At 71.4% G+C, this 25,568-nt stretch carries 28 protein-coding genes and 1 riboswitch; of the genes, 19 read left to right on the top strand and 9 right to left on the bottom strand.

The genetic code is table 11. The annotated features are described in order from the left end of the window. Nucleotide 1: 1 nt before the first annotated feature. Together ACZ4UU_RS34945 and ACZ4UU_RS34950 are read right to left on the bottom strand one after the other, a co-directional pair. Nucleotides 2–304: an urease subunit gamma gene (locus ACZ4UU_RS34945; RefSeq protein WP_010988499.1), complete on the bottom strand. Its 303-nt coding sequence runs from the start codon at nt 302–304 to the stop codon at nt 2–4. Between the two features lie 132 nt (nt 305–436). Then, a complete protein-coding gene (locus tag ACZ4UU_RS34950; protein ID WP_471907408.1) occupies nt 437–1,057 on the bottom strand; it encodes a TetR/AcrR family transcriptional regulator in 621 nt (206 codons plus the stop codon). Nucleotides 1,058–1,181: 124 nt separating this feature from the next. Here ACZ4UU_RS34950 and ACZ4UU_RS34955 point away from each other — a divergent pair, with 124 nt between their 5' ends. Further along, the gene (locus tag ACZ4UU_RS34955) at nt 1,182–2,204 is read left to right on the top strand and encodes an ABC transporter permease (RefSeq protein ID WP_471907409.1); all 1,023 of its coding nucleotides are present in this window, start codon (nt 1,182–1,184) and stop codon (nt 2,202–2,204) included. 90 nt (nt 2,205–2,294) lie between these two features. Here the strand turns inward: ACZ4UU_RS34955 and ACZ4UU_RS34960 are convergent, their stop codons facing one another. Further along, nucleotides 2,295–2,582: a type II toxin-antitoxin system Phd/YefM family antitoxin gene (locus ACZ4UU_RS34960; RefSeq protein WP_471907410.1), complete on the bottom strand. Its 288-nt coding sequence runs from the start codon at nt 2,580–2,582 to the stop codon at nt 2,295–2,297. 68 nt (nt 2,583–2,650) lie between these two features. Between ACZ4UU_RS34960 and ACZ4UU_RS34965 the strand changes: the two genes are divergently transcribed. The 3 genes from ACZ4UU_RS34965 (at nt 2,651) to ACZ4UU_RS34975 (ending at nt 4,631) form a co-directional block, all read left to right on the top strand. Continuing rightward, nucleotides 2,651–3,286 (top strand): ATP-dependent Clp protease proteolytic subunit, encoded by a 636-nt coding sequence (locus ACZ4UU_RS34965; protein ID WP_471907411.1) that lies wholly within the window; start codon nt 2,651–2,653, stop codon nt 3,284–3,286. Nucleotides 3,287–3,293: 7 nt separating this feature from the next. Continuing rightward, a complete protein-coding gene (locus ACZ4UU_RS34970) occupies nt 3,294–3,602 on the top strand; it encodes a hypothetical protein (protein WP_471907412.1) in 309 nt (102 codons plus the stop codon). 419 nt (nt 3,603–4,021) lie between these two features. Then, nucleotides 4,022–4,154, top strand: a riboswitch (cyclic di-AMP (ydaO/yuaA leader). 3 nt (nt 4,155–4,157) lie between these two features. Next, nucleotides 4,158–4,631, top strand: coding sequence for a C40 family peptidase (locus ACZ4UU_RS34975; RefSeq protein WP_471907413.1), 474 nt, complete (start codon nt 4,158–4,160; stop codon nt 4,629–4,631). A 56-nt stretch (nt 4,632–4,687) separates the two neighbouring features. Here the strand turns inward: ACZ4UU_RS34975 and ACZ4UU_RS34980 are convergent, their stop codons facing one another. After that, the gene (locus ACZ4UU_RS34980) at nt 4,688–5,302 is read right to left on the bottom strand and encodes a LysE family translocator (protein ID WP_471907414.1); all 615 of its coding nucleotides are present in this window, start codon (nt 5,300–5,302) and stop codon (nt 4,688–4,690) included. An 87-nt stretch (nt 5,303–5,389) separates the two neighbouring features. On the opposite strand from ACZ4UU_RS34980, the gene ACZ4UU_RS34985 reads away from it, so the two are divergent. Continuing rightward, entirely contained in the window at nt 5,390–6,310 is a 921-nt protein-coding gene (locus ACZ4UU_RS34985; RefSeq protein ID WP_471907415.1) for a LysR family transcriptional regulator, read from the top strand. 80 nt (nt 6,311–6,390) lie between these two features. Here ACZ4UU_RS34985 and ACZ4UU_RS34990 read toward each other — a convergent pair whose 3' ends face one another. Then, the gene (locus ACZ4UU_RS34990; RefSeq protein WP_471907416.1) at nt 6,391–6,834 is read right to left on the bottom strand and encodes an ATP-binding protein; all 444 of its coding nucleotides are present in this window, start codon (nt 6,832–6,834) and stop codon (nt 6,391–6,393) included. A 213-nt stretch (nt 6,835–7,047) separates the two neighbouring features. On the opposite strand from ACZ4UU_RS34990, the gene ACZ4UU_RS34995 reads away from it, so the two are divergent. Further along, nucleotides 7,048–7,926 (top strand): helix-turn-helix domain-containing protein, encoded by an 879-nt coding sequence (locus ACZ4UU_RS34995; RefSeq protein ID WP_471907417.1) that lies wholly within the window; start codon nt 7,048–7,050, stop codon nt 7,924–7,926. A 9-nt stretch (nt 7,927–7,935) separates the two neighbouring features. Then, nucleotides 7,936–8,163, top strand: coding sequence for a DUF397 domain-containing protein (locus tag ACZ4UU_RS35000; protein WP_391414324.1), 228 nt, complete (start codon nt 7,936–7,938; stop codon nt 8,161–8,163). 101 nt (nt 8,164–8,264) lie between these two features. Here the strand turns inward: ACZ4UU_RS35000 and ACZ4UU_RS35005 are convergent, their stop codons facing one another. Further along, nucleotides 8,265–9,392, bottom strand: a complete 1,128-nt coding sequence (locus tag ACZ4UU_RS35005; RefSeq protein WP_471907418.1) for an 8-amino-7-oxononanoate synthase — start codon at nt 9,390–9,392, stop codon at nt 8,265–8,267. A 146-nt stretch (nt 9,393–9,538) separates the two neighbouring features. Here ACZ4UU_RS35005 and bioB point away from each other — a divergent pair, with 146 nt between their 5' ends. The 4 genes from bioB to ACZ4UU_RS35025 are packed head-to-tail and all read left to right on the top strand — an operon-like array spanning nt 9,539 to nt 13,320. Beyond that, entirely contained in the window at nt 9,539–10,735 is a 1,197-nt protein-coding gene (bioB, locus tag ACZ4UU_RS35010) for a biotin synthase BioB (RefSeq protein ID WP_471907419.1), read from the top strand. 10 nt (nt 10,736–10,745) lie between these two features. Then, complete coding sequence (locus ACZ4UU_RS35015; protein ID WP_471907541.1) at nt 10,746–12,026, top strand: adenosylmethionine--8-amino-7-oxononanoate transaminase; 1,281 nt, start codon at nt 10,746–10,748, stop codon at nt 12,024–12,026. 1 nt (nt 12,027) lies between these two features. Beyond that, the gene (gene bioD, locus ACZ4UU_RS35020; protein WP_471907420.1) at nt 12,028–12,744 is read left to right on the top strand and encodes a dethiobiotin synthase; all 717 of its coding nucleotides are present in this window, start codon (nt 12,028–12,030) and stop codon (nt 12,742–12,744) included. A gap of 57 nt (nt 12,745–12,801) precedes the next feature. Continuing rightward, a complete protein-coding gene (locus ACZ4UU_RS35025; protein ID WP_471907421.1) occupies nt 12,802–13,320 on the top strand; it encodes a hypothetical protein in 519 nt (172 codons plus the stop codon). Nucleotide 13,321: 1 nt separating this feature from the next. Here ACZ4UU_RS35025 and ACZ4UU_RS35030 read toward each other — a convergent pair whose 3' ends face one another. Then, nucleotides 13,322–15,694, bottom strand: coding sequence for a helix-turn-helix transcriptional regulator (locus ACZ4UU_RS35030; RefSeq protein ID WP_471907542.1), 2,373 nt, complete (start codon nt 15,692–15,694; stop codon nt 13,322–13,324). 118 nt (nt 15,695–15,812) lie between these two features. Here ACZ4UU_RS35030 and ACZ4UU_RS35035 point away from each other — a divergent pair, with 118 nt between their 5' ends. Together ACZ4UU_RS35035 and ACZ4UU_RS35040 are read left to right on the top strand one after the other, a co-directional pair. Then, nucleotides 15,813–16,499, top strand: a complete 687-nt coding sequence (locus ACZ4UU_RS35035; RefSeq protein WP_471907422.1) for an esterase/lipase family protein — start codon at nt 15,813–15,815, stop codon at nt 16,497–16,499. 103 nt (nt 16,500–16,602) lie between these two features. Continuing rightward, nucleotides 16,603–17,295 carry a class I SAM-dependent methyltransferase gene (locus ACZ4UU_RS35040; protein ID WP_471907423.1) on the top strand — a complete coding sequence of 231 codons (693 nt, stop codon included), beginning with the start codon at nt 16,603–16,605 and terminating at the stop codon, nt 17,293–17,295. Nucleotides 17,296–17,337: 42 nt separating this feature from the next. On the opposite strand, the gene ACZ4UU_RS35045 is transcribed toward ACZ4UU_RS35040, so the two are convergent. Both ACZ4UU_RS35045 and ACZ4UU_RS35050 read right to left on the bottom strand, forming a co-directional pair. Continuing rightward, nucleotides 17,338–17,712 (bottom strand): fic family toxin-antitoxin system, toxin component, encoded by a 375-nt coding sequence (locus ACZ4UU_RS35045; protein ID WP_471907424.1) that lies wholly within the window; start codon nt 17,710–17,712, stop codon nt 17,338–17,340. A gap of 4 nt (nt 17,713–17,716) precedes the next feature. Then, nucleotides 17,717–17,944: a hypothetical protein gene (locus ACZ4UU_RS35050; RefSeq protein ID WP_030053911.1), complete on the bottom strand. Its 228-nt coding sequence runs from the start codon at nt 17,942–17,944 to the stop codon at nt 17,717–17,719. Nucleotides 17,945–18,137: 193 nt separating this feature from the next. Between ACZ4UU_RS35050 and ACZ4UU_RS35055 the strand changes: the two genes are divergently transcribed. The 6 genes from ACZ4UU_RS35055 (at nt 18,138) to ACZ4UU_RS35080 (ending at nt 25,567) form a co-directional block, all read left to right on the top strand. Continuing rightward, a complete protein-coding gene (locus ACZ4UU_RS35055) occupies nt 18,138–18,974 on the top strand; it encodes an ABC transporter ATP-binding protein (protein ID WP_471907425.1) in 837 nt (278 codons plus the stop codon). A 4-nt stretch (nt 18,975–18,978) separates the two neighbouring features. Continuing rightward, a complete protein-coding gene (locus ACZ4UU_RS35060; protein ID WP_471907426.1) occupies nt 18,979–21,564 on the top strand; it encodes an ABC transporter permease in 2,586 nt (861 codons plus the stop codon). A gap of 46 nt (nt 21,565–21,610) precedes the next feature. Further along, nucleotides 21,611–22,528 carry an LLM class F420-dependent oxidoreductase gene (locus tag ACZ4UU_RS35065; protein WP_471907427.1) on the top strand — a complete coding sequence of 306 codons (918 nt, stop codon included), beginning with the start codon at nt 21,611–21,613 and terminating at the stop codon, nt 22,526–22,528. 56 nt (nt 22,529–22,584) lie between these two features. Next, nucleotides 22,585–23,010, top strand: a complete 426-nt coding sequence (locus tag ACZ4UU_RS35070; RefSeq protein WP_471907428.1) for a GNAT family N-acetyltransferase — start codon at nt 22,585–22,587, stop codon at nt 23,008–23,010. Nucleotides 23,011–23,177: 167 nt separating this feature from the next. Then, nucleotides 23,178–24,557, top strand: a complete 1,380-nt coding sequence (locus tag ACZ4UU_RS35075) for a hemolysin family protein (RefSeq protein WP_471907429.1) — start codon at nt 23,178–23,180, stop codon at nt 24,555–24,557. Beyond that, nucleotides 24,554–25,567 (top strand): hemolysin family protein, encoded by a 1,014-nt coding sequence (locus ACZ4UU_RS35080; protein WP_471907430.1) that lies wholly within the window; start codon nt 24,554–24,556, stop codon nt 25,565–25,567. The genes ACZ4UU_RS35075 and ACZ4UU_RS35080 overlap by 4 nt, the downstream gene beginning before the upstream one ends. The last annotated feature ends 1 nt before the right edge of the window (nt 25,568 follow it).

Consider the following 25,568-nt stretch of genomic DNA (forward strand, 5'->3'; position numbering starts at 1 on the left):
GTCAGACGATCGGGTCGTGGACGGTGACGAGCTTGGTGCCGTCCGGGAAGGTCGCCTCGACCTGGACGTCGTGGATCATCTCGGGGATGCCCTCCATGACGTCGTCCCTGGTCAGCAGCTTGCGTCCGGAGGACATGAGCTCGGCGACGGTACGGCCGTCCCGGGCGCCCTCAAGGATGTGCGACGTGATGAGGGCGACCGCCTCGGGGTGGTTCAGCTTCAGCCCACGGGCGCGGCGCTTCTCGGCCACGTCGGCCGCCACGTGGATGAGCAGCCTCTCTTGCTCGTGCGGGGTCAGTTGCACGTCCCACCTCACAGTCCTCGCTCCGGACCGTGCGGGGTCCGGTTGCCGCGGCCACGGGGCAAAGTGCCTGGTGGCGTGGATGGGCAGGCTAGTTGGACCGCGTTTCGGGCACGTTAACCGAGCTGTGATCTCTCAGGCGTCGGCCGGCATGCTCATCAGGGCCCGCAGTCCGTCCTGGAGGACCTCCACCGGCGCCGCCCCGAACAGGGCCTGCTGGGCGACGAACCCCTGCACCGTGGCGATCATGGTGCGCGCGACATGGTCCGCGGGGATGTCCGACCGCATCATCCCGGCGTCCTGGTACGCCTCGACGGCCAGCACCCAGCTCTCGCGCAGCTCGGTGTACACGTCCGTCAGCACGGCCGCGAGTTCCTCGTTGCGCACGGTCTCCGCCCACACCTGCATGATCAGCCGCGGGAAGAGCGGCTCACCCTCGACGTTCAGGGACGACCACACCCGCAGCGTCCGGCCCATGACCAGGCCGACCGCCAGGTCCGGCGGGGGCGGCGGGCTCTGCCGGGTGACGTCGGCGAAGCCGGCGCGGATCTCGCCGAGCACCTCTTTGACGATCGCGGCGATCAGCTCGTCCTTGCCGCCGAAGTAGCGGTAGACCGCTCCGGCCGAGAGGTCGACCTCCTTGAGGACGTCCTGCATGGACGTGGCGTGGAAACCGTTGCGGGCGAAGAGCCGGGCGGCGCCGTCAAGGATCTGGCGGCGGCGGGCGTCGAGGTGCTCCTGGGATACGCGTGCCATGGTCAAAACGTAAAACGAACATTCCTTCTTGACAAGCGGCGACGACGGGGAGCACGGTGGAGCACGAATGAACGAACGATCCTTCTTTTTAATACCCTCTCTCAGATCGGACCCGGGAGACCTCATGTCCACCCCCTCCGCTACGCCGCTCAGGCCCGCCGCCTCTCATCGGCACCTGGTCGCGGTCGTCGTCCTAGTCCCCGTCCTGGCCGCGCTCGCCCTGTGGGCCTTCGCCTGGCCCGCCGCCCGCACCGCTCCCCGCGACCTGCCCCTCGGAGTGGCCGGGCCGACCGCCGCCACGGCCCAGGTGGAGCGGCAACTCGCGCGACACGAGGGCGCGTTCGAGATCCACCGCTACGCCGACGAGGCCGCTGCCCGGGAGGCCGTCGAGGACCGGACCGTATACGGCGCGGTCGTCGTCACCCCGCAGGGCCCGAAGCTGCTGACGGCGTCGGCCGCGAGCCCGGCCGTCGCCCAGCTGCTCCAGCAGGCGGTGTCCCAGCAGGCCGCCGCCCAGGGCACGGAGGTCAGGACGCTGGACGTCGTGCCCGCGCCCGCGTCGGACCCGCGCGGCGCCGCCCTCAGCGCGGGCGTCCTGCCGCTGGCCCTGGCCGGCATGGCGGCCGGCGCGGCGGTGACCCTCCTCGGACTGCGGGGCATCCGTGCCGGGAGCGCACTGGTCGGGGCCGCCGTCCTGACCGGCGTCATCGCGGCCGCGCTGGCGCACAGCTGGCTGGGCGTGCTCGCCGGCGACTGGTGGGCGGAGGCCGGGGTGTTCGCCCTGTCGACGCTGGCCGTGAGCGCGGCCGTCGCCGGTCTCGCCGCCCTCGTCGGGCCTGCCGGTGTCGGGATCATGGCCGCGGTCGTGATGCTGGTCGGCAACCCCTTCTCCGGAGGCGCCTCGGCGCCGCAGATGCTGCCCGAGCCGGTCGGCGCGGTCGGCCAGTGGCTGCCGCCCGGCGCGGGCACGACCCTGCTGCGCTCGGTGTCCTTCTTCGACGGCGCCGCGGCGACCGGCCCGGCCCTGACGCTGATCTGGTGGGCCGCGCTCGGCCTGGGAGCCGTACTGCTGGGCGACGCCGTCAGGAAGGCGCGTACGACGCGCACCGAGCCCGCGCCCGAGAAGGAGCCGGCCGCCGTCGGCTGACCGACCGGCACACCGAAGCGACCGTGCACTCCCGCTGTAGCGGACGGGGGTGCACGGTTCTCTGCTTTCCAAAGGCCCGAACCAAGGGCGCTACGAAGGGGTCGCCCCCCGATGCTCGGCGGCGATACCGAAGCGCTGCCGTTCGCGGGGAGCGGAAGCGACCTCGCGGACGCTGGAGACCGCGCTGATCACCTGCTCCTCGGCGAGTTCCGCCGGCTCCCCGAGCTTCTCCAGTCGCTCCAGGTCAGCGGCGGAGACAAGGGCGACGAGGGGCTTTCCGTGCCGCGTCACGACGACGCGTTCACCGCCGTACACCACGCGATTGATCAGATCGGCGAGCTCAGCCCTGGCTTGCGTCACCGGAATCTCGTAGGACATGCTCCCCACATTACGTCATGTACGTCCTGTACATTTTTTACAGGCACCTCGCCAAGGGAGCGTGAGCCATGACCCGACCGACCGCCCGCCATGTACTGCCCGAGTTCACGGAGCGCACGAGTACCGGCACCAGGACGCAGGACCCCTACTCGAAGCTGCTGGAGGAGCGGATCGTCTTCCTCGGCACACCGATCGACGACATCTCGGCGAACGACGTGATGGCCCAGTTCATGTACCTGGAGCACCGGGACCCCGACCGGGGCATCTCGCTCTACGTCAATTCGCCGGGCGGATCCTTCAGTGCCATGACGGCGATCTACGACACCATGCAGTACGTCACCTGCGACGTGGAGACGATCTGCCTGGGCCAGGCCGGCTCGGCCGCCGCGGTGCTGTTGTCCTCGGGCACACCGGGCAAGCGATTCGCGCTGCCGGGGGCCCGGGTGGTGATCCATCAGCCTGGACTGCCCGAGCCGGTCGAGGGCCAGGCCAGCGATCTGGCCATCCAGGCCGACGAACTGACGCGCATTCGGACCCGTCTGGAGGAGATGCTCGCGCTGCACACCGGACGCAGCCGCGAGCAGGTGAGCGAGGACATCGAGCGGGACAAGATCCTCAACGCGCAGGAGGCGCTGGAGTACGGGCTGGTGGACGCGATCATCCCCAGCCGCAGGGCCACCCTCGCGCCGCCCACGGGGCGGTGATCGGCCGGTGCTTCCACCCGAGCTGCCACCGCTGCCCGCGCTGACCCGCGCGGAGGGCGAGTTGATCGACCGTTACCTCGATGTCGTGGACCTGCTCGGCCGGATCAACCCGGGCCGGCACGGCGACACCTACAGCGGACTGCGCGCCGCCCAGGCGCTGGTGAGCAGGGCGACCGAGCTCCGAGACGCGCTGGCGCTGATGCATCGGCGGGGCGAGACGGAGCTGCACGCTCCCACGCTGGCGCGTGCGTTGCGCGTGCTGGACGGAGAGCGCCGCACGGCTCGTGTCAGGGTGCCGCCGCGCTCCGACAGTTGACGACGTGTACAGACTCGTTCCGGACGTCTCGGCCCACTGACGAGGCGTCCGGAAGGGAGCTGAAACGCGCCAAACGACGTACCCCCTTTCGGCGTATCCACGTGTCCATTTGCGCGCCCGCCAAGGTTGCACAACGGGCATGACCGCGAGGCGGAGTCCGACGTTCCGTCCCTGGTCCGGGGCTCGTTGGGCACCTGGACACCTCCTCGAACACGGGGGTGTCCACCCGAACGGGTGAGTGGTGAGTAACGCCACAAATCCCCGGTTCCGTTGGGATTTTCATTCAACCGTGCGTCAAGATCCCTGTCTGACGACAAGCCCCCGCCGCAGCGGCGGGGCGGTCCGGGCGGACGCCGAGTCCTGCCGCCGCCCGGATGACCGGTCGACAGGAGTGGATCGGCAGGAGTGGAGGACCCGAGCAAGACGGGTCGCCGGAGCGGACGTTCGTTCGATCCGAGCAGCCCTTGGGGTGAAGCCGCGGCAACGCGGCCGGGCAACTTCGCCAGCCCGAATCCGACAGGTCATCCTTCACAGGCGGCTGACGAAGGGTTGCGCATGACTGCGCTCAATCGTGTCCCGTCGCTCATGGCCCGGGCCGGAACGGCCTCGGCTCTCACCATCGCCGCAGTGGGCGGCTCGATAGTGGCACCCGGCTTCGCCCCCGAGGCCGAAGCGGCCACGCCGGCGACGAAGGCACTCCAGGTCGCGGCCTCCAAGAAGGGCTCCCCGTACAAGTGGGGCGCCACCGGGCCGAACCGATTCGACTGCTCCGGGCTGACGCTGTACTCGTTCAAGAAGGCGGGCAAGAAACTGCCCCGTACGGCGGCCCAGCAGTACAACAAGACCCGCCACATCTCCGCCAAGAACCGCAAGGCCGGAGACCTGGTGTTCTTCCACTCGGGGTCGTACGTCTACCACGTCGGCATCTATGCCGGGAAGGGAAGGATCTGGCACTCCCCGAAGAGCGGGGACGTGGTGAAGCTGCAGAAGATCTGGACCAGGAGCGTCTGGTACGGCCGGGTCAAGTGACCTTCCCGGAGGCGGTGACGGCGACCTGATACGCCGTCACCGCCCTCGGGGCCACCTCAGAGGGCCAGCAGCGGCCCGGCGAGCAGTGCCCCGCCGAAGACCGTCAGCGCGGCGCCGGTGACGGTCGTGACGGCCCGGGCGGCCCGCGGGCGGCGCAGCCATCTGCCGAGCCGGTCCACGAGCAGCGCGACCACCTGGAACCAGACCAGGGCGATCGCGAGCACGATGAGCGCGAGCAGCAGGGTCCGGGGCAGTGCCGGAGCGCCCGCGGGCACGAACTGGGGCAGCACGCTGAGGAAGGTCAGGGAGGCCTTCGGATTCAGGGCGTTGGTCACGAAGCCCTGCCGCAGGGGTCGCGCGGTGGAGTCCTGGCGCTCCTCCATGACTTCGGCGCGCCGTTGCCTCAGCGTCTGGACGCCGAGATACAACACATAGACACCGCCGACCACCTGAAGCGCACGGAACAGCGCAGGCATGGCGGCCAGCACCGCGGCGACCCCCACCACCGCCAGCGTCACATGCACCAGCAGCCCGGCCCCGATCCCGAGCGCGCAGGCGATGCCGGCCCGGCGGGAGACGAGGGCGTTGCGAACGACGACGGTGAAGTCGGCCCCGGGCATGGCGACCAGGCCGGCGGAGACCCCGGTGAAGGCGATGAGCTGAGCATCCATGCGCCCAGCGTGCCTGGCAGGAGCCTTCAACAGGTATTTCGAATATCCTAGGGAACCCTAAAACACTACTTAACCCCAGGGGCTGTCATGTACGACCCGACCCGTCTCGCCGCGCTGGTGGCGGTCGCCGAGGCGGGTTCGATCACCCGGGCCGCCGAGCGGCTCGGCTACACCACGCCCGCGCTCTCGCAGCAGCTGGCCAAGCTGGAGCGCGAGGCGGGCACCGCTCTTCTGGTACGGCATCACCGCGGGGCACGGCTGACGGGTGCGGGCGAACTGCTGGTGACCCGTGCGCGGCGGGTGCTCGACGAGCTGGAGCGGGCGCGGCACGAACTGGCCCGGCTGACCGGCCTGACCGGTGGCACGCTCCGGCTGGGCACCTTCCAGACCGCGGGCATCCATCTGCTGCCACCGGCTCTCAGCGCGTTTCGCCGGGCCCATCCGGACGTGGAGCTGACGGTCGCCGACTACGAACCGTCGGCCGGTGTCGCGGCGGTGGCGGCGGGCGAGGTCGACCTGGCGCTGACGCACGCCTACGAGCCGGGTGAGCCGACCCCGCTGCCCGCCTCGGTCGGCGTCGAGCCGATCCTCGTGGAGGAACTGGTCCTGGTGTCAGCCCCGGGCCACGCCCTCACCACCGGCGCCACACGGCTACCGCTGACCGACCTCGCCGGCCAGCCCATGATCAGCATGGCCCCGGACGCTCCGGCCCGCCGGGGTGTCGAGGCTGCCCTGACCAGAGCGGGGGCCACGCCTTCGGTTCTCGTCCCGACGCCGGGATACCTACTGGTGTGCGCGCTGGCCAGCGCGGGGCTCGGGGTGGCGGTCGTACCGGAGATGGTGGCGCGGACGTCGGCCACTCCGGTGGGCGTGCGCGCGCTGGAAGGGGGGCAGTTGCGCCGTACGATCTCGGTCGCGTATCGCGGAGAGGAGACGGCACCCGCGGCCGACGCTTTCCGCGCGGTGTTGCGGGGCACTTTCAACCGAGCCCAGCAGTCCCCACCCTAGGCCGCGGGGCTGTATCGATATGCGGCTCCGCCGCGTGGGCGCGACCAGCCGCAGCGGACCCGCAGACAACACACAACCCATCACGGCTCAGGCGCCGCAGGCACCGGCACAGCCCACGGCAGTTCGATGGAAACCGTCTTCCCACCCTCCCGCGTCGGCCGCACTCTGAGCTTGCCGCCGCACTCAGCGGTCAGCCAGCGGATGATGACCATCCCGCGGCCGTTGTCCTGCTGGACAGCGGCCGGCAGCCGCTTGGGGAAGCGGGGGTGGCTGTCGGTGACGCCGATGCGCAGGTGTTCGTCACGGTCGAGCGCGAGGTCCACCGTGAAGGTGGGTGACTGGCCGAGGGTGTGCTGTACGGCGTTGGTGGTGAGTTCGGAGACGATCAGACGGATGGTGTCGGCCACCTCCGTGTCCGGTGGCAGTCCCCACTCGGCGAGAGTGGTGACCACATAGGTCCGGGCCGCGGAGACCGAGGCAGGATCGCTCGGCAGAGTGACGGATGCTTCCAGATGATCTGCCATGGCGACGTCGTCCCTTTCCCACGGGACCGCAGTCCGACACGGAGCGGAGGGTTCGAGTACGGTCCCGGACTGGTGCTTCGTCGCCAGAGTGCCATTACCGCGCCCGTCAGGAGTGGCGATCCACCAAGATGTGCATATATCTGTCGCTCGAAGCGGTGAACTCTGCGACGGCAGAGCGTATTTGGGCGGCTCGGTTGGAGTAAGGAGTTGCCCATGCAGCACGGTCCCGCGGTGCGCCGCCGAAAACTGGGCGCGGAACTGCGTGCGTTGCGTACCGGGGCGGGGCTCACCAGTGGTGAGGCGGCCCGGCTGGTGGGCTGGCACCAGTCCAAGGTGAGCCGGATCGAGACCGGCGCCAGCGGGGTGAAACCGGCCGATGTGCGGTTACTGCTCGACGCCTACGGCGTACAGGACGCCCGGCTACGGGAGTTGCTGCTGGTGCTGGCCGGCTCCGACGAGGGTGGCGGCCGTCATCACTGGTGGCACGCGTACCGCGGAGTGCTGCCGCCGACCTACCGCGACTTCATCAGCCTGGAGTCCCAGGCGAGCGCGATGCGCACGCTGGAGACCTCCGTGGTGCCCGGGCTGTTGCAGACGCCGGAGTACGCGCGGGCGGTGACCCGGGCCGCGGTGTGCGGACTCGCCGACCAGACCCCCGACGCCGACGAACGTCTGGAGGCGCTGGTCGCGGTCCGTCTGGCCAGGCAGGACGTGCTGCGCGCGGATCCGCCGCTGGAGCTGAGCGCGGTGCTCGACGAGGCGGTGTTGCGCCGGGAGATCGGCGGGCCGGAGGTCATGGCGCGGCAGTTGAGGCGGCTGATGGAGGCGGCGCGACTGCCCCAAGTCCGGTTGCAGGTACTGCCGTTCGCGGCCGGTGAGCATGTCGGCATCACCGGGCCTTTCGTTATCTTCTCATTTTCGCGCACTTCTGATCTGGATGTGGTTGTTCTCGACCACTTGACGAGTAGCCTCTATCTCGAACGGAAAGAAGACCTCCAGGCCTACACGGAGGCCTTCAACACCCTTCGGATCCACGCCCTTTCGCCCGAGGAATCGATGGATTACATCGCCGCGCTGGCTGGCGGCGCGTAAGGAGGCACCATGACCGCACTGCCTCGGAACGTGACTTCAAGTACCGATCTGCCCGGTGCGCGATGGCTGCGCAGCAGCTACAGCACGGGAGCGAACAACTGCGTCGAGACGGCACGGCAGCACTCCGGCCCGTGGACCGGGCTGCTCGCCGTGCGCGACTCCAAGGACCCGGCCGGACCCGCGCTGCTCTTCTCCCCCGAGAGCTGGACGGGCTTCACGACCGCGTTCCAGTCCTGACCGCACCGATCAACATCGACCGATTCTGATCGATCTCCTTCTGATCGATCCCACTCCGATCAGTTCCGACTGATGCGACGGCAGGGCCGTGTCACGCCGACTCATGGTCGTGTCTCGCTGATCACCCGTACAGCGCGTTCGATCTGCCCCTCGGAGAGGTCCGCGCGGGCGGTCAGCCTCAGCCGTGAGATGCCGTCGGGAACGGAGGGAGGACGGAAGCAGCCCACGGCGAGGCCCGCCGCACGGCACTCGGCCGCCCAGAGCACGGCCTCCTCGGGGGACGGCGCGCGCACGGAGACGACCGCGGCGTCGGGACGTACGGCTTCCAGACCCGCGGCCGTCAGGCGGGTGTGCAGTTCGCTCGCCACCGTGCGGGCCCGCGCCGCGCGCTGCGGCTCGCGGCGCAGCAACCTCAGTGCCGCCAGGGCCGCCCCCGCCGCGGCGGGGGCGAGGCCCGTGTCGAAGATGAACGTCCGGGCCGCGTTGACCAGGTGGTCGATGACCCGGGCGGGGCCGAGCACGGCGCCGCCCTGGCTGCCGAACGACTTGGACAGCGTGACCGTGACGACCACGTCGTCGGCGCCCGCGAGTCCCGTGGCGTGCGGGGCGCCGCGGCCGCCGTCGCCCAGCACGCCGAGCCCGTGGGCGTCGTCGACGACCAGCCCGGCGCCGTGTTCCCGGCACGCCTCGGCGAACCGGGCCAGCGGGGCGGCGTCGCCGTCGACCGAGAAGACGGTGTCGGACACGACGACGGCGGGTCCGTCGTGCGTCAGGAGCGCCTTGCGCACGGCGTCCGGGTCGCCGTGCGCCACGACCTGTGTCGTGCCGCGCGCCAGCCGGCAGCCGTCGATCAGCGAGGCGTGATTGCCCGCGTCCGAGACGATCAGCGAGCCGTGTGGGGCCAGCGCGGTGACCGCGGCGAGGTTGGCCGCGTAGCCGGACGAGAAGACCAGGGCCGCCTCGAAGCCGCAGAAGTCGGCCAGCTCGCGCTCCAGCTCGGCGTGCAGCTCCGTCGTGCCCGTGACGAGCCGGGACCCGGTCGCGCCGCCGCCCCACGTCCGCGCGGCCCGCGCCGCGCCCTCGGTGACCTCGGGATGGCGGGCCAGACCCAGGTAGTCGTTGCTCGCGAGATCGAGGAGCGGCGACTCGGCGGGGCGCGGGCGCAGGGTCCGTACGAGTCCGGCGCGGCGGCGCAGCCGCGCCTGCTCGTCCATCCAGCCGAACGCCATGGCTCCTCCGGGCTTTTGTAGGCAGTGCACAGACACTAGTCGCAGGGTCGACGGCCCACGGTGTGGCAATACCCACACATCGAAGTGACAGGGTTGTCCGAAGTCTCCTTGGCTCGGAGGCCCTCCGTGCGTAAGGATCAGCTCCCATGGACCTGCTGAACACGCTGGTGGACAAGGGGCTTCGGCGCGAGCTGCCGACCCGCGAGGAAGCCTTGGCCGTCCTCGCCACTTCCGACGACGACCTGCTCGATGTGGTGGCCGCGGCCGGGAAGGTGCGCCGGCACTGGTTCGGCCGACGGGTGAAACTCAACTATCTCGTCAACCTGAAGTCCGGGCTGTGCCCCGAGGACTGCTCCTACTGTTCCCAGCGCCTCGGCTCGACCACCGGCATCCTGAAGTACACCTGGCTCAAGCCCGAGGAGGCATCCCAGGCCGCGGCCGCCGGTTTGGCGGGAGGCGCCAAGCGGGTCTGTCTGGTGGCGTCCGGGCGCGGCCCGACCGACCGTGACGTGGACCGGGTCGCGGGCACCATCAAGGCGATCAAGGACCAGAACGAGGGCGTCGAGGTGTGCGCCTGCCTCGGCCTGCTCTCCGACGGCCAGGCGGAGCGGCTGCGCGAGGCCGGCGCCGACGCCTACAACCACAACCTCAACACCTCCGAGGCCACCTACGGCGAGATCACCAGCACGCACACCTACGCCGACCGTGTCGACACCGTGAACAAGGCGCACGCGGCCGGCCTGTCCGCCTGCTCCGGCCTGATCGCGGGCATGGGCGAGAGTGACGAGGACCTGGTCGACGTCGTCTACTCGCTGCGCGAGCTGGACCCAGACTCGGTGCCGGTCAACTTCCTGATCCCGGTCGAGGGCACCCCGCTGGCCAAGGAGTGGAACCTCACCCCGCAGCGCTGCCTGCGCATCCTGGCGATGGTCCGTTTCGTCTGCCCCGACGTCGAGGTCCGCATCGCGGGCGGCCGCGAGGTCCATCTGCGCACCATGCAGCCCCTCGCCCTGCACCTGGCCAACTCGATCTTCCTCGGCGACTACCTGACCACCGAGGGCCAGGCCGGCAAGGCCGACCTGGAGATGATCGCGGACGCCGGGTTCGAGGTGGAGGGCGCCGACCAGGTGACGCTGCCCGAGCACCGGGCGACGGCCGGGGGCGGCTGCGGCTCGCACGCGAGCGCGGGCTGCGGGTCCGAGGAGGACGCCGGGTGCGGTGGTCACGAGGGCGGCGGCAGCTGCGGTACGGCAGCTGCGACGCCGGCCGTCACCGAGCCGCGTACCGACCTGGTCGCCGTACGCCGCCGGGGCGCCGGCACGGACCTCGCGCCCAATGCCTGATCCGCGCACCGTGCCCGAGCTGACCGTGCCCGAGCTGCTGGAGCTCGACCGGCGGCACGTCTGGCATCCGTACGGCCCCATGCCCGGCCGCGCCGAGCCGCTCGTCGTGGAGTCGGCGAGCGGGGCGCGGCTGAAGCTGGCGGACGGCTCGGGTGAGCTGGTCGACGGCATGTCGTCCTGGTGGTCGGCGATCCATGGCTACAACCACCCGGTGCTCAACGAGGCCGCGCACCAACAGTTGGCTCGGATGAGCCACGTCATGTTCGGCGGGCTCACGCACGAGCCCGCCGTACGGCTGGCGAAGCTCCTTGTCGACATGTCGCCCGACGGTCTGGAGCATGTCTTCCTCGCGGACTCCGGGTCCGTGTCGGTCGAGGTCGCCATCAAGATGTGCCTGCAGTACTGGCGTTCGCTGGGCCGCCCCGGCAAGCAGCGGCTGCTGACCTGGCGCGGCGGCTACCACGGCGACACCTGGCAGCCGATGTCGGTGTGCGATCCCGAGGGCGGGATGCACGAGCTGTGGAGCGGGGTGCTCCAGCGCCAGGTGTTCGCGGACCCGCCGCCGGTGGAGTACGACGAGTCGTACGCCGAGCGGCTGCGGTCGCTGATCGAGCGGCACGCCGAGGACCTGGCCGCGGTGATCGTCGAGCCGGTCGTGCAGGGCGCGGGCGGCATGCGGTTCCACTCCCCCGCGTATCTGCGGGTGCTGCGCGAGGCGTGCGACGCCAACGACGTCCTGCTCGTCCTCGACGAGATCGCGACCGGGTTCGGGCGTACGGGCGCGCTGTTCGCGGCGGAGCACGCGGCGGTGACGCCGGATGTGATGTGCGTGGGCAAGGCCCTGACCGGCGGATACATGACGATGGCGGCCACGCTGTGCACATCGCGTGTGGCCGACGGGATCTCGCGGGGTGAGGTGCCGGTGCTGGCGCACGGCCCGACCTTCATGGGCAATCCGCTGGCGGCCGCGGTGGCCTGCGCCTCGATCGAGCTGCTGCTCGGGCAGGACTGGGTGGCCGAGGTGAAGCGGATCGAGGCGGGGCTGCGGGAAGGGCTGATCCCCGCGGCGGACATTCCGGGTGTGAAGGATGTCCGTGTCCTCGGCGCCATCGGGGTCGTCCAACTCGACCACCCGGTGGACATGCGGGCGGCGACGGCGGCCGCCGTGCGTGAGGGCGTGTGGCTGCGGCCGTTCCGCGACCTCGTCTACACGATGCCGCCGTTCGTCACGGGCGACGCGGACGTCGCACGGATCGCCCGCGCGGTGTGCGCGGCCGCGCGGGAGGGCTGACATGCCGGTACTGGTGATCACGGGCACGGGAACGGAGGTCGGCAAGACGGTCACGACCGCCGCGGTCGCTGCGGCCGCCTTGGCCGCGGGCCGTTCGGTGGCGGTGCTGAAGGCGGCGCAGACGGGCGTCGCCCCGGACGAACGCGGGGACGCGGCGGAGGTCGCGCGGCTGGCCGGCGCCGTGACGACCGCCGAAGTCGCCCGCTACCCCGATCCGTTGGCCCCGGCGACGGCCGCGCGACGGGCCGGTCTCGCGCCGGTGCGTCCGCACGAGATCGCCGAGGCCGCGGGCAAACTCGCCGGCGAGCACGATCTGGTGCTGGTGGAAGGGGCGGGCGGGCTGCTGGTCCGCTTCGACGACGCGGGCGGCACCCTGGCCGACGCCGCCGAGCTGATGGCGGCGCCGCTCCTGGTGGTGGCCTCGGCCGGCCTGGGCACGCTGAACACGACGGAGCTCACGGCACGGGAACTGCGCCGCCGTCGGCTGGACCTGCTCGGCGTCGTGATCGGCAGCTGGCCCGAGGCACCGGATCTGGCCTCGCGTTGCAACCTCGCGGACCTGCCGGACGTGGCGGCGGCGCCGCTGCTGGGCGCGGTGCCGGCGGGCGCGGGGGCGCTGGCGCCCGCCGACTTCCGTGCCGGGGCGCCCGGCTGGCTGGCGCCGCGGCTGTTCGGGACGTGGGACGCGGACGGGTTCCGGGTGCGGGCAGCGCCCTGAGGCAGGTCCACGGGTGACGCCGGCGGCGATGTCAGACCCTCGTGCCATCCTCGGATCATGGTCAATGCAGACGCGGTCGCCGAGTGGGACGTCCTGATCGGCGAGTGGGACGAGATCCGGCACGGTTACTACCTGGGCGATGCGCCTGCGAAAGTGCGGGAGTGCGCGAGGAACCTCGAGGCGAGCGTGGCGGCGGACCGGCCGGACACGGCGCTGTGGACCCTCGGGCTGGTGCTCATAGGCCCCTACGTGATCTACGCCAGCCCGGACGCGGATGCCGAAGCTCATGTGCTGACGGCGATGGCTGCCGTCGAGCAGGCTCTCGGGCAGACGCCCTGCGCCCATGAGGAGCATCCGTGCGACGAAGTCCAGGACGACGACGAGCTGGACGGCTTTCGGTACGTCCTGGACATGCTGGCGCACCCGGAGCGGGAGGCCGCCGGTGACGCGGCCCTGCCGGACGGCGAGTCCTGGTCCGACGACGAGTCGGACACCTGGTTCGAAGGCCGGGTGACCCGGGAGATCTGGGCCTGCCCACAGAACCTCGCGGGGTTCGCCCGCGCCTTCGCCGAATGACCTAGAGCGGCGGCCCTCCTTCCCCTCCGTCGGTGACGATCCGCACCAGTTCGATGCGGGAGCGGATCCCGAGGCGGGTGAAGACGCCTCGCAGGTGGTGGTCGATGGTGCGGGGGCTGAGGGCGAGACGGGCGGCGATCTCGCGGTTGGTGGCGCCCTCGGCGGCCATCCGGGCGACCAGGAGTTGCTGGGCGGTGAGGCGGGTCGAGGGGTGATCGGCGGCGTCGGGGGCCGGTGCGGCGGGTGCGCCGAGAGCGCGCAGTTCGGTGCGGGCCTGGGCGGCGCAGTGCGGGGCGCCGAAGGAGTCGAACGCCTCCAGGGCGCTGTGCAGCCGGTCGCGTGCCTCCGTACGGCGGCGCAGTCGACGCAGGGCGCCGCCGAACAGCAGTTCCGTGCGGGCGCGTTCGAAGTCGCGGGTGCCGCGGGAGTGCAGGCCGAGGGCCGTGCGGTAGTGGTCCACGGCTTCCGCACCGGGGGCGAGCAGGGCGCGGCAGCGGGCGCTGAGGGCGAGGTCGTCGGGGCTGCGCACGGTGCTCGCCCAGCGGTCGTAGTCGGCGTGCGCGACCCGGGCGACCCGGGTGTCACCGGTGCGGACGGCGGCCTCGACGTAGTGCGGGGTGGCGAGATGGCGGACGGCCCGGTGGCCGTGTCCGGGGCCGAATCCGGCCAGGGCGCGCAGGCGGGCCGCCGCGGCGGCGAAGCGGCCACAGCTCAGGTCGAGGAAGGCGAGCGCCCACTGGGCCAGCGCGGCGGGCAGACCGAGGCCGTGGACGAGGGCGTACGACCGTGCCGTCGCGGCGCGTTCGAGGCAGAGGTCCGCGTCTCCGGTGAGCGCCGCGAACATCGCGAGGGCTGCCTGAAGATGACAGGCTCCGTTGTCCTGGCCGGTGGCGTGGGCCTGCCAGAGCCCGTCCACGGCGGCGGCCTCACCGGCTCGCGGGCGTCCCGTCCAGAAGTCGGCGTACGCACGGAACTCCATCGCCTGTGCCACGGCCACCGGGGTGCCCCGTGCCCGCGCGGAGGCGGCGGCGCGGACGGTCGCGGTGGCGGCGCGGGTGTGGTCGCCGAGGAGCAGGGCGGCGATCCCGGCGTGGATCAGGACGGTCGGATCACCGCCCGGCCCGCACTGTCCGGCCGCAGCCCGCAGCAGATCACGCGCGTCCTCGTACCGTCCGTCGAACGCGGCCACGAGCCCGCCGAGCGTGCCGGGCGGCACGACGCCGAGGCGGTCGGCGACCCGCGCGGCCTCACGCAGGCGGCGCACGTCTCCGGTGTAGACGGCGGCTTCGGTGGCGCGGGCGAGGAGGTGCTCGGCGCGGGCGGAGGCAGATGTGGTGAGCGCAACGGTGGCCGAAGTGGGGGGAATTGAAGCTGCGGGAGCGATGGGCGCGGCTTTGGCCGCCATGGGCCGGGAGCCGCTGTGAGCGGCGGCTTGTGCCGACGGGGAGCTGCCCACGTCGGCACCGGTGTCCACCGGCCGCGAGCCCCCGCCCCGCGCACCCGCCGCCGCCCGCACCACCCCCGTGAGCAACGCGTCGAAGGCCTCCGACGCGTTCCCCGCCCGGAGGGCGAGCACCCCTGTCAAGGCGTCGTCGGTGCCGGCGGCGGCCAGCCGGCGGGCTCGGTCGCCGTCGCCCGACTGCCAGGCGTACGCGGCGGCGAGGGCGACCAGGCGGGCCTGCCGGGGCGGGTCGGGGCACAGCACGGCGGCGCGCTCGGCCAGGGCGCGGGCCAAGGGGAGCCGCCCCGCGCCGGCCGCCTTGTGCGCGGCCGCGCCGAGTTCCGCCGCCAGCCGGGTGCTGGGCCCGACCGCCCCCGCGCCCCGGTGCCAGGAACGCCACGGTGTCGCGCCCGCGCCGCCCAGCACGCGGGCGAGCAGTTGGTGGACGTCACGGCGGTCGGCCGGGGAGCCGGTCTCGTAGGCCGCGATCCGCGTCCACGCGTCGCGGAACACGACCCCGGCCGCGCCCACGTGCGCGATCCCGGCCGCCTCGGCGGCGTCCAGGGAGCGGGTGTCGAGGCGGGCGGCCATCACGGCGCGCAGGAAGGCGTTCGTGGCGACCGGGTACTGATCGGCCGCGGCGAGCAGCAGCGACAGACGTGTGTCGTCCGGCAACGCCCGGATCTCCGCCCGGCGTTCGCGCAGCAGCACCGGGGCCAGCTCGGCGGGTTCCGTCGGGAGCGGGTCGAGGCCCGCGGTCTGGCGGTCGGTCAGGAGCGGGACCGACTCGACGGCGGCGCGCGGATCGCCGTACACGGCACGCAGCAGCCGGACCCGGACGCCTGCGGGGAGCGTCGCGGCCAGGTGTCGCCACGTTTGCGTGAGCTGCGGTGGCGAAGTGCGGTCCAGAGGCGGGGGGTTCACCGGAGTCACCACACAAATGACGTTACTGGCGAGTTAATTGAACCGTAAAGACCGGCGATTTCACCGATGCGGCGCGCGTAGACCCGGCTCGACACTCCTGACAACCCCACACGTTTCAGGAGGCATCATGCAGCGCCGCACGCGTCGCATGGCCACGGCCCTCACGGCCCTGGCCTCATCGCTCCTTCTGTCACTCACCCTCTCCCCCACACCCGCGCACGCCGCCACCCACGACCCCGTCGTCTTCGTGCACGGTCTGAGCAGCTCGGCGAGCAGCTGGGACGACTGGGCCGGATACTTCAAGGCCGACGGATACACCTCCGCCGAGCTGGACGCCTGGTCGTACGACTGGGCCCAGTCGAACGCCACCACCGCCCAGCAGCTCGCTACCGAGATCAGAAACGTGCTCGCCCGGACCGGCGCGTCGAAGGTCGACCTGGTCGTCCACTCCATGGGCGCGCTCAGCGCCCGCTATTACCTCAAGAACCTGGGCGGGACCTCGCAGGTCGACGACTTCGTCTCCACGGCCGGCGTGAACCATGGCACGTCCACCGCATCGTGGTGCGCGTGGCTGTACAGGTCCTGCGCGGAGATGAACACCGGCAGCTCGTTCCTGTCCGCCCTGAACTCCGGCGACGAGACCCCGGGCGGCGTGTCGTACGCCAGCTACTGGTCGAACTGCGACGACGCGCTCACCCCGGACACCACCGCGATCCTGAGCGGCGCCACGAACGTCGAGGTCGGCTGCGTCTCGCACACCGACATGAACAACGACCAGGGCGTGTACGAGCAGGTCCGGGACTTCATCGGCTGATCTCCGGCCCGGCCGGAAACGACGGCCACCGCGGCGGCGGGGGGTGCGTCGGCCCCGAACGGGGGACAATCAGGGTGAGCCCCGTCCCACCCGGGAGGTCCCCATGGCCGTACGGTCCGCCGGCTCCGGCAAGGTGTCACGGGGTTCCGTGCACCACCCGCTGTTCGCCCGTTTCTACGCCCGGATGAGCGTCAGCGCCGAGACGCGGATGGGCATGGGCGACATCCGCGACCGGCTGCTGGCCGGCCTGTCGGGCCGGGTGATCGAGATCGGTGCCGGCAACGGCCTGAACTTCGCCCACTACCCGAGCGCCGTGTCGGAGGTCGTCGCCATCGAACCGGAGCCTCTGCTACGGCAGTTGGCGGTGGAGTCCGCGCTGCGCGCCGAGGTTCCGGTGGATGTGGTTCCGGGCGCGGCGGAGGCGCTGCCGGTCAAGAGCGAGGCCTTCGACGCGGTGGTGCTCTCGCTGGTGCTGTGCAGCGTGCGGGACGTGCCGCGTGCGCTCGGTGAGGTACGGCGGGTGCTGCGGCCGGGCGGTGTGGTGCGGTTCTTCGAGCACGGCCGGGGCGGCGGGCGTGCGATGCTCCTCACCCAGCGGGCGCTGGACCGGACGGTGTGGCCGCTGGTGAGCGGCGGCTGTCATGTCTCCCGTGATCCGGTCGCGGCGCTGCGCGGGGCGGGGTTCGAACTCGGTCCGTGCCGGCAGGTGATGATGCCGGAGAACGGGCCGGTGCTCCCCTCGTCGTACTGCGTGCTGGGCACGGCGTGGCGGCCGACGGAGGAGGGGGCCGGCTGATCACGGGCTTCGTCTCACGGGCTCCGCCTCACCGACTCCGCTTCACAGACTCCACTGGCGCAGTTCGCGTGCGATGTCCTCGACCGAGGCCTCACCGCTCTTGACCAGGCGTGCCAGATCGCGTACCTGCTCGGGTGAGGTGACGACCTTGAGGCCGCTGGCGACCAGGTAGGCGTAGGCCACGGCGGAGGCGAACAGCGCGTTGGAGCGCTCCAGGGCCGGGACGTGGATGAGGAGTTGGAGCAGGGCCGCGGCGCGGGCCTGCGGGCTGTCGTAGACCGGGGTGTCGAATATCTCCGCCCGGTGGCGGGCGATGGCGGCGACGAGAGCTCCCCAGTCGGTGACCTGGGGGTCGCCCGGGGTCCTCTTCTCGGCGAGCATGAGCAGCCAGGCGAGGTCGATGTTCAGATTGCTCAACGGATCAGCGACGACCTTCGTGCTCCGCGCCGAACTCCTCGGCGAAGACGGACTCGTACTGCTTCATGAAGTCGGCGGCGGCGTCCACGAAAGTGTGCCCGACCTCTCCGGTGTCCTTTCTGACCAGCTCCTCGATGTAGCGGTTGACGCTCATCCCGCGGGCCAGGGCACGTTCGCGTGCCGCGCGGGCGGTGCCCTCGTCCACTCTCACGTTCAGCTGGGTCTTCGCCATACCTCAAAGCTAGCGCTCGGACGCTAGCAGCGGCAAGAAGTCACCCCGGAGGCGGAGCATGCCCCTTACATCGATATCAGGGGCCCGACCTGCGGCGGAGACCGACCGGGACCTCGGGTGGATACCGGGTGTGCGGTGGATCACATTACGCTCGGCGGTGACGGTGAGTCGTTCCGTCCCTGAGGAGGCGGTCTTGTCCATAGCAGCTGCCCAGTACGCCCCGGGCCCCGCGTCGGCCGACGGGATCGCGGCCCGCGCGCGCGGCCTCACCAAGGCATACGGCTCCGGCGAGACGACGGTGCTCGCCCTCGACTCGGTGGACGTGGACATCGCGCGCGGCCGCTTCACCGCCGTCATGGGGCCGTCGGGGTCCGGAAAGTCCACGTTGATGCACTGTCTGGCGGGGCTCGACAACGTCTCGGCGGGACAGGTGTGGCTCGGCGGGACCGAGATCACCGGCCTGAAGGAGCGCGAGCTGACCCGGCTGCGGCGGGACCGGATCGGGTTCATGTTCCAGTCGTTCAACCTCATCCCGACCCTGAACGCGGCCGAGAACATCACCCTGCCCATGGACATCGCGGGAAAGAAGCCCGACGAGAAGTGGCTGGACCAGGTCATCGACACACTGGGGCTGCGGGACCGCCTCAAGCACCGGCCGTCCCAGCTGTCCGGCGGCCAGCAGCAGCGCGTCGCCTGCGCCCGCGCGCTCGCCTCCCGCCCGGAGCTGATCTTCGCGGACGAGCCCACCGGCAACCTGGACTCCCGGGCCGGCCTGGAGGTGCTGGGGTTCCTGCGCGAGGCCGTCGACCAGCTGGGGCAGACCGTCGTCATGGTCACCCACGACCCGGGCGCCGCCGCCCACTCCGACCTGGTGCTCTTCCTGGGCGACGGGCGGATCGTGGACGAGATGGAGCGGCCGACCGCGGAGGCCGTGCTGGAGCGTATGAAGCGGTTCGACGTGATCCGCGGCCAGGACGGGATCCGCGGCCGTTCCGACGACGGCGGGCCCCGGGCATCCGAGGGGCGCTGACCCCGTGCTCAAGGCGACGCTCAGGAGCTTCCTCGCCCACAAGGGACGGCTGCTGCTCTCCGCCCTGGCGGTGATCCTGTCCGTGGCGTTCGTCGCGGGCAGCCTGATCTTCTCGGACACCGTCAGCCGCACCTTCGACCGGCTCTTCGCCTCGACCGCGGCCGATGTCACCGTCACGCCGAAGCAGACCCTCGACGAGACCCTGCCCTCGGGGCGGACGCTGACCCTGCCGGCGTCGCTCGCCGAGCGTCTGGCCCAGGTCAACGGGGTCGCGGCGGCACGTGCCGAAGTCGACGTGGACGGCCTCACCGTCGCCGACGAGGACCGCGAGTCGGTGGGCCCGACCACGGGCGCGCCGACGATCGGCACCGCCTGGAACCCGACCGAGCGCAGCCCCGTGGAGCTCACTTCCGGGCACGCCCCGAAGGGCGGCGCGCAGGTGCTGATCGACGCGGACACCGCCGACGGCAGGGACGTACGGATCGGCGACCGGCTCACGGTCATCGGGCAGGAGGGCTCCTTCCCCGTCGAGGTCGTCGGCATCGTCACGTTCACCACCACCAACCCCGGTGCCGCGCTGGTCTTCTTCGACACCGAGGCGGCGCGGACGAAGCTGCTGGGCGACCCGAAGGCGGCCACGTCGGTCTCGCTCGACGCGGCCGACGGCGTCAGCGACGCGGAGCTCAAGCGGCGCGTGGCCGACGCGCTCGGCTCCGACGCCGGTGCCGACACCGGCGGGTACGAGCTGCGCACGGCCGACGAGCAGGCCGAGTCGGACGTCGAACAGCTCGGCGGATTCCTCGACATCATCAAGTACGTCATGCTCGGCTTCGCCGGGATCGCCGTCCTCGTCGGCGTCTTCCTGATCGTCAACACCTTCTCGATGCTGATCGCCCAGCGCACCCGCGAGCTGGGCCTGTTGCGGGCACTCGGCGCTGACCGGCGTCAGGTACGGCGCTCGGTCCTGACCGAGGCGCTGCTCCTCGGTCTGGTCGGCTCGACGCTGGGCCTCGCGGCCGGGATCGGGCTGGCCGTCGGACTCATCGAGCTGATGGGTCTGATGGGCATGAACATCAGGGCGACCGAGATGGTCATCGGCTGGGGGACGCCGGTGACCGCCTACGTCGTCGGCCTGGGCGTCACCTTCGTGGCGGCGTACCTCCCGGCCCGGCGCGCTGCGGGGGTCTCGCCGATGGCGGCCCTGTCGGACGCGGAGATCGCCGACATCGGACGGCCGCTGCGGCTGCGCGCGGTCGTCGGCTCGGTGGTCGGGGCGGCGGGTGCGGCGGCGCTCGCGGGCTGCGCCGTGGCGTCGAAGACGTCGACCGCGGCGTCCCTGCTGGGCCTCGGCGTCATCCTGACCCTGATCGCGACCGTGATCGCCGGCCCCCTGCTCGTACGGCCCGTGATCCGCGTCCTGGGCGGCGCCTTCCCCGCGCTGTTCGGATCGGTCGGCCGGATGAGCCAGCGCAACGCCCTGCGCAATCCACGCCGTACCGGGGCCACGGCCGCCGCCCTGATGGTCGGGCTGGCGCTGGTGGGCGGGATGTCGGTGGCCAGCGCCTCGATGACCAAGTCGTTCGACGAGCAGATCGACAAAACGCTGGGCGCCGACTTCGTCGTACAGAACAGCAACTTCGTGCCCTTCCCCCGGGAGATCACCGACCGGATCCGCGACACCGAGGGCGTCGGCCTGGTCGTACGCTCGCAGTTCACGACGATCGCCGTGCGCCTCCCGGACGGCGACCGCGTGAAGACGACCGCCGCGGCCTACGAGCCCGAGCTCGACGAGGTCGCCAACATCACGTACGCGCAGGGCGACAGCGCGGCAGCGCTCGCGGACGGGCACCTCGCCATGGACAAGGACTTCGCCGAGGACCACGGCGTACGGGTCGGCAGCACCGTCCCCGTCGAGTTCCAGGGCGACCGGCGGGCCGAGCTGACGGTGGGTGCCCTCACCGACCAGGAGTCCGCCGACGGCTTCGGCAGCCAGGGCGGGATCTACTTCGGTCTGGACACGCTGGACAAGTACGCGCCGGGCGGTCAGGACGCGGCCGTGTACGTCAACGCCGCCTCCGGCACTAGCGCCGACGACCTGCGGGCCGGCCTGGAGAAGACGCTCGACCCGTATCCGCAGGTGCAGGTCCGGGACATCGCCGACTACAAGGAACTGGTCCACGACCAGATCGCCGTGCTGCTCTACCTCGTCTACGCCCTGCTCGGCCTCGCGATCATCATCGCGGTGCTCGGCGTGGTGAACACCCTCGCCCTGTCGGTCGTCGAGCGCACCCGGGAGATCGGGCTGCTCAGGGCCATCGGGCTGGCCAGGCGGCAGTTGCGCCGGATGATCCGGCTGGAGTCGGTGGTGATCGCCGTGTTCGGCGCGGTGCTGGGCCTCGCGCTGGGTCTGGTGTGGGGCGTGTGCACCCAGCAGGTACTGGCGTTGCAGGGCATGACGGCGCTGGCGATCCCCTGGGGCACGATCGTGGCCGTGGTGATCGGCTCGGCGGTCGTGGGCGTGGTGGCTGCACTGCTGCCCGCGTTGCGTGCCTCCCGCATGAACGTACTGGCGGCCATCGCGCACGAATGATGGAATCGTGGCAGGTACTCAAGTCCCTTGCAGGTGAGGAGAGTTCGTGTCACAGCCGCAGAGCCCGCGTCCGTTCCGCTTCGGCGTCAACCTGATAACCTCCGCCCCGGCCGACGAGTGGCGGGCCAAGTGCCGCCGGGCCGAGGAACTCGGCTACGACGTGATCCTGGTCCCCGACCATCTCGGCATGCCCGCGCCGTTCCCGGCCCTGGTCGCGGCGGCCGAGGCGACACAGCGGCCGCGGCTGGGCACGTTCGTGCTCAACGCCGGTTTCTGGAACCCGGCGTTGCTCGCCCGCGAGGTCGCGACGACCGACGCCCTCACGGGCGGACGACTGGAACTCGGCCTGGGCACCGGCTATGTGCAGGAAGAGCACGACATGGCGGGTCTTCCGTGGCTGTCCCCGGGTGCGCGCGTGGACCATCTGCGGCGCACGATCGAGGAGCTGTACCGGCTGCTCGCCTCCGAGGATCACCAGCCGCAGCCGGTGCAGCAGCCCCGGGTGCCGCTGCTCGTCGGCGGCAACGGCGACCGGGTGCTACGCCTCGCCGCCGAGCACGCCGACATCGCGGCCTTCACCGGCGGGCGTACGGCGCGGGGAAGCTCGACGGGAAAGCTCGAGGCCATACCCGCCGGGGAACTCGAAGAGCGTGTCGCGCTGTACCGCGAGCTGGCGGCGGCAGCGGGCCGCAAGGAGCCGGAGCAGGCGGAGCTGAACCTGCTCATTCAGTTCGTGGTCGACACCGACGACCGTGAGGCCGCCGTGCGGCCTCTGATGGAAAGGGTCCCGTACCTCACGCCGGACCAGGTCCTGGAACTGCCCATCGGTCTGATCGGCACCCTGGAGGAGATGACCGCGCAGGTGCTGGCACAGCGCGAGCGGTACGGGTTCACCTATCTGACCGTCCTCGAACCGAACATGGAGGCGTTCGCGCCGGTGATGGCGCGGCTGCGCGGCAAGTAGCCGTCCGGATGCTGGAATTCCGGGTCCCGTCCGGTCCCCCGTGATGTGATCACGGCATGACTGATCTGCGGATACGGCCCGCCACGGCCGACGACCTCGACACCGTGCTGGCCTTCTGGAAGACGGCCGCCGAGGGCACGAGCATCAGCGACGACCGGGACGGCGTGGAACGGCTGGTCGCCCGCGACCCCGAGGCGCTGATCCTGGCGGAGCTGGACGGGGAACTGGTCGGCACGGTGATCGCTGGCTTCGACGGCTGGCGCTGCCATCTGTACCGGCTCGCAGTGCACCCCGAGCGCCGGCGGCGGGGTATCGGCTCGGCGCTGCTCGCCGCCGCCGAGGACAGGTTCGTACGGCTCGGCGGGCGCCGTGGTGACGCGATGGTGCTCCAGCGCAACGAGACCGCGCACCATGCCTGGCGCGCGGCCGGGTACGCGCCCGAGGACAAGTGGCGCCGGTGGGTGAAGCATCTGACCGACTGAGCCGAGCACGACGGCCCGAACGAAGCACTTTGCCCACCCTTTACTATTGGGGGACCACTTCGGTCCTCCCGTGAAAGGTGTGAGCGTCCGCCCATGGACGAGCCTCCCAGTACCCGACATCGCGCGATCCTCCCCACCCTGTCCGACCATGGGACGGAGGTGACCCGATGACCGAAGTGATCCTCCTGCTGGTGGCGATCCTGCTGTCGCTCGCCTGCGGTGCCTTCGTCGCGGCCGAGTTCTCGCTGACCACGGTCGAGCGCAGCGAGCTGGAACGGGCCGTCGAGCGCGGCGAGCGGGGCGCTTCCGGCGCCCTGAAGGCCGTACGGAACCTGACCTTCCAGCTCTCCGGCGCCCAGCTCGGCATCACTGTGACCAACCTGGTCGTCGGCATGCTCTCCGAACCGTCCATCGCCAAACTGATCGCGGGCCCGCTGGAGTCACTCGGCGTCTCCAGCTCGGCGTCCGGCTCGATCGCGCTCGTGATCGGTACGGCACTGTCGACGGTCGTCCTCATGGTCGTCGGTGAGCTCGTGCCGAAGAACTGGGCGATCTCCTCGCCCCTGGCCGTGGCGAAGACGGTCGGCAACGCCCAGCGCTGGTTCAGCGCGATCTTCCGCCCCTTCATCACCCACCTCAACAACACGGCGAACCGCATAGTGCGCCGCTTCGGGGTGGAGCCCACCGAGGAACTGGCCGCCGCGCGCGGCCCCCAGGAGCTGGCCGCCCTCGCCCGGCACTCGGCCCGCGAAGGGGCCCTGGAGGCGGACACCGCCGAGCTCTTCGTCCGCACCCTGAACCTGGCCGACCTGACCGCTGAGAACGTCATGACCCCGCGCGTCCAGGTCATCGCCCTGGAGGCGCAGGCGACCTGCGAGGACGTGGCGAACGTGACGCGGGCGACCGGGCTGTCCCGGTTCCCCGTGTACCGCGGCAGCCTCGACTCGGTCGTGGGCACCGCGCACATCAAGGACATCCTGGCGGTGCCCGCCGAACGCCGGCCCCGGGTCTGTGTCGCCGAGCTGATGCGCGAGCCGCTGCTCGTCCCCGAGACGCTCACCGTCGACCGGCTCCTCGACCGGCTGTCCGGCAAGCGCACCATGGCCGTGGTCATCGACGAGTACGGCGGAACGGCGGGCGTGGCGACCCTTGAGGACATCGTCGAGGAGGTCGTCGGCGAGGTGCGGGACGAGCACGACCCGCACGAGACGCCCGACCTCGCCCACGCGGGCAGTGACGCGGAGGGCCGCGAGCTGTACTCGGCGGACGGATCGGCTCGGGTGGACCAGCTCGCGCGGGTGGGCCTGAGGGCGCCCGAGGGGCCGTACGAGACATTGGCCGGCCTCGTCGCCACGGAGCTGGGCCGTATACCCGCCGTCGGTGACCGAGTCGAGGTGGCCGGCTGGCGGCTCGACGTGGTGGACGCCACCGGCCGCCGGGCGGCCCGAGTGCTGCTGCACGCGCCGTTCGACGACGCGCAGGAGAGCGAGAAGCACGAGAAGTACGAGAAGCAGCACGAGAGCGACGAGAAGGAGGGCGGGCGATGACCGCCGTACAGCTGTTCATCGGCTTCCTGACGCTGGTCGTCAACGCCTTCTTCGTCGGCGCCGAGTTCGCGCTGATCTCGGTGCGGCGCTCGCAGATCGAGCCGTACGCCGACCGGGGCGACCGGCGCGCCAAGAGCGTGCTGTGGGGTCTCCAGCACGTGTCCGCGCTGATGGCGGCCGCGCAGCTCGGCATCACGCTGTGCACGCTGGTCCTCGGTGTGGTCGCGGAGCCCGCGATCGAGCATCTGCTGGAGCCGGTGTTCCACGCGGTGGGCGTGCCGGAGGGCGCCGGGCACGTGGTGTCCTTCGTGATCGCGCTGGCCCTGGCCACCTATCTGCACATGCTGCTCGGCGAGATGGTGCCGAAGAACATCGCGCTGGCCGAGCCGGTGCGCAGCGCGCTCATGCTCGGTCCGCCGCTGGTCACGCTCTCCCGGGCACTGCGGCCGGTCATCTTCACGATCAACGCCTTCGCCAACACACTGCTGAAGCTCATGCGCGTCGAGACCAAGGACGAGGTCACGGCCACCTTCTCGGACGCCGAGCTGGCCCGGCTGGTGCGTGACTCCGGCGAGGCCGGCCTCATCGACGAGCGCGCACGCGAGCGGCTGCACGACGCCCTGGAACTGGGCCGCCGACCCGTGCGCGACGTCGTCCTCCCGCTGGAACGCGTCGTCTACGCGCGCGTGGGCGTCACACCGGAGGAGCTGGAGGCGCTGTCGGCCGAGTCGGGCTTCTCCCGCTTCCCGGTCGTGGACGAGGGCCGCCGCATCGTCGGCTACCTCCATGTGAAGGACGCCCTCGACGCCCCCGCGCGCGACGTGCCCTTCCCGGTGCGGGACATGCGCCCCATCGCGCGCGTCCGGGAGAGCACCCCTCTCGACGACGTCCTCACGGCCATGCGCGGCAGCCGCACACACCTGGCGGCCGCGCTGGGCGGCGACGGCCGACTGGCAGGGCTGGTGACCATGGAGGACGTGCTGCGGGAGCTGTTCGGGCAGCGGACCTGAG

Source organism: Streptomyces sp. NPDC028907 (genome assembly GCF_055564995.1).

Coding starts and splice junctions, on each gene's coding strand:
- ACZ4UU_RS34960 (WP_471907410.1), bottom strand. CDS start 2,582: ATGTCCTACGAGATTCCGGTGACGCAAGCCAGGGCTGAGCTCGCCGAT.
- ACZ4UU_RS35025 (WP_471907421.1), top strand. CDS start 12,802: ATGGTCAATGCAGACGCGGTCGCCGAGTGGGACGTCCTGATCGGCGAG.
- bioD (WP_471907420.1), top strand. CDS start 12,028: ATGCCGGTACTGGTGATCACGGGCACGGGAACGGAGGTCGGCAAGACG.
- bioB (WP_471907419.1), top strand. CDS start 9,539: ATGGACCTGCTGAACACGCTGGTGGACAAGGGGCTTCGGCGCGAGCTG.
- ACZ4UU_RS35000 (WP_391414324.1), top strand. CDS start 7,936: ATGACCGCACTGCCTCGGAACGTGACTTCAAGTACCGATCTGCCCGGT.
- ACZ4UU_RS34955 (WP_471907409.1), top strand. CDS start 1,182: ATGTCCACCCCCTCCGCTACGCCGCTCAGGCCCGCCGCCTCTCATCGG.
- ACZ4UU_RS35080 (WP_471907430.1), top strand. CDS start 24,554: ATGACCGCCGTACAGCTGTTCATCGGCTTCCTGACGCTGGTCGTCAAC.
- ACZ4UU_RS35040 (WP_471907423.1), top strand. CDS start 16,603: ATGGCCGTACGGTCCGCCGGCTCCGGCAAGGTGTCACGGGGTTCCGTG.
- ACZ4UU_RS35075 (WP_471907429.1), top strand. CDS start 23,178: ATGACCGAAGTGATCCTCCTGCTGGTGGCGATCCTGCTGTCGCTCGCC.
- ACZ4UU_RS35070 (WP_471907428.1), top strand. CDS start 22,585: ATGACTGATCTGCGGATACGGCCCGCCACGGCCGACGACCTCGACACC.
- ACZ4UU_RS34975 (WP_471907413.1), top strand. CDS start 4,158: ATGACTGCGCTCAATCGTGTCCCGTCGCTCATGGCCCGGGCCGGAACG.
- ACZ4UU_RS34990 (WP_471907416.1), bottom strand. CDS start 6,834: ATGGCAGATCATCTGGAAGCATCCGTCACTCTGCCGAGCGATCCTGCC.
- ACZ4UU_RS34965 (WP_471907411.1), top strand. CDS start 2,651: ATGACCCGACCGACCGCCCGCCATGTACTGCCCGAGTTCACGGAGCGC.
- ACZ4UU_RS34995 (WP_471907417.1), top strand. CDS start 7,048: ATGCAGCACGGTCCCGCGGTGCGCCGCCGAAAACTGGGCGCGGAACTG.
- ACZ4UU_RS34985 (WP_471907415.1), top strand. CDS start 5,390: ATGTACGACCCGACCCGTCTCGCCGCGCTGGTGGCGGTCGCCGAGGCG.
- ACZ4UU_RS35035 (WP_471907422.1), top strand. CDS start 15,813: ATGCAGCGCCGCACGCGTCGCATGGCCACGGCCCTCACGGCCCTGGCC.
- ACZ4UU_RS35050 (WP_030053911.1), bottom strand. CDS start 17,944: ATGGCGAAGACCCAGCTGAACGTGAGAGTGGACGAGGGCACCGCCCGC.
- ACZ4UU_RS35005 (WP_471907418.1), bottom strand. CDS start 9,392: ATGGCGTTCGGCTGGATGGACGAGCAGGCGCGGCTGCGCCGCCGCGCC.
- ACZ4UU_RS34950 (WP_471907408.1), bottom strand. CDS start 1,057: ATGGCACGCGTATCCCAGGAGCACCTCGACGCCCGCCGCCGCCAGATC.
- ACZ4UU_RS34980 (WP_471907414.1), bottom strand. CDS start 5,302: ATGGATGCTCAGCTCATCGCCTTCACCGGGGTCTCCGCCGGCCTGGTC.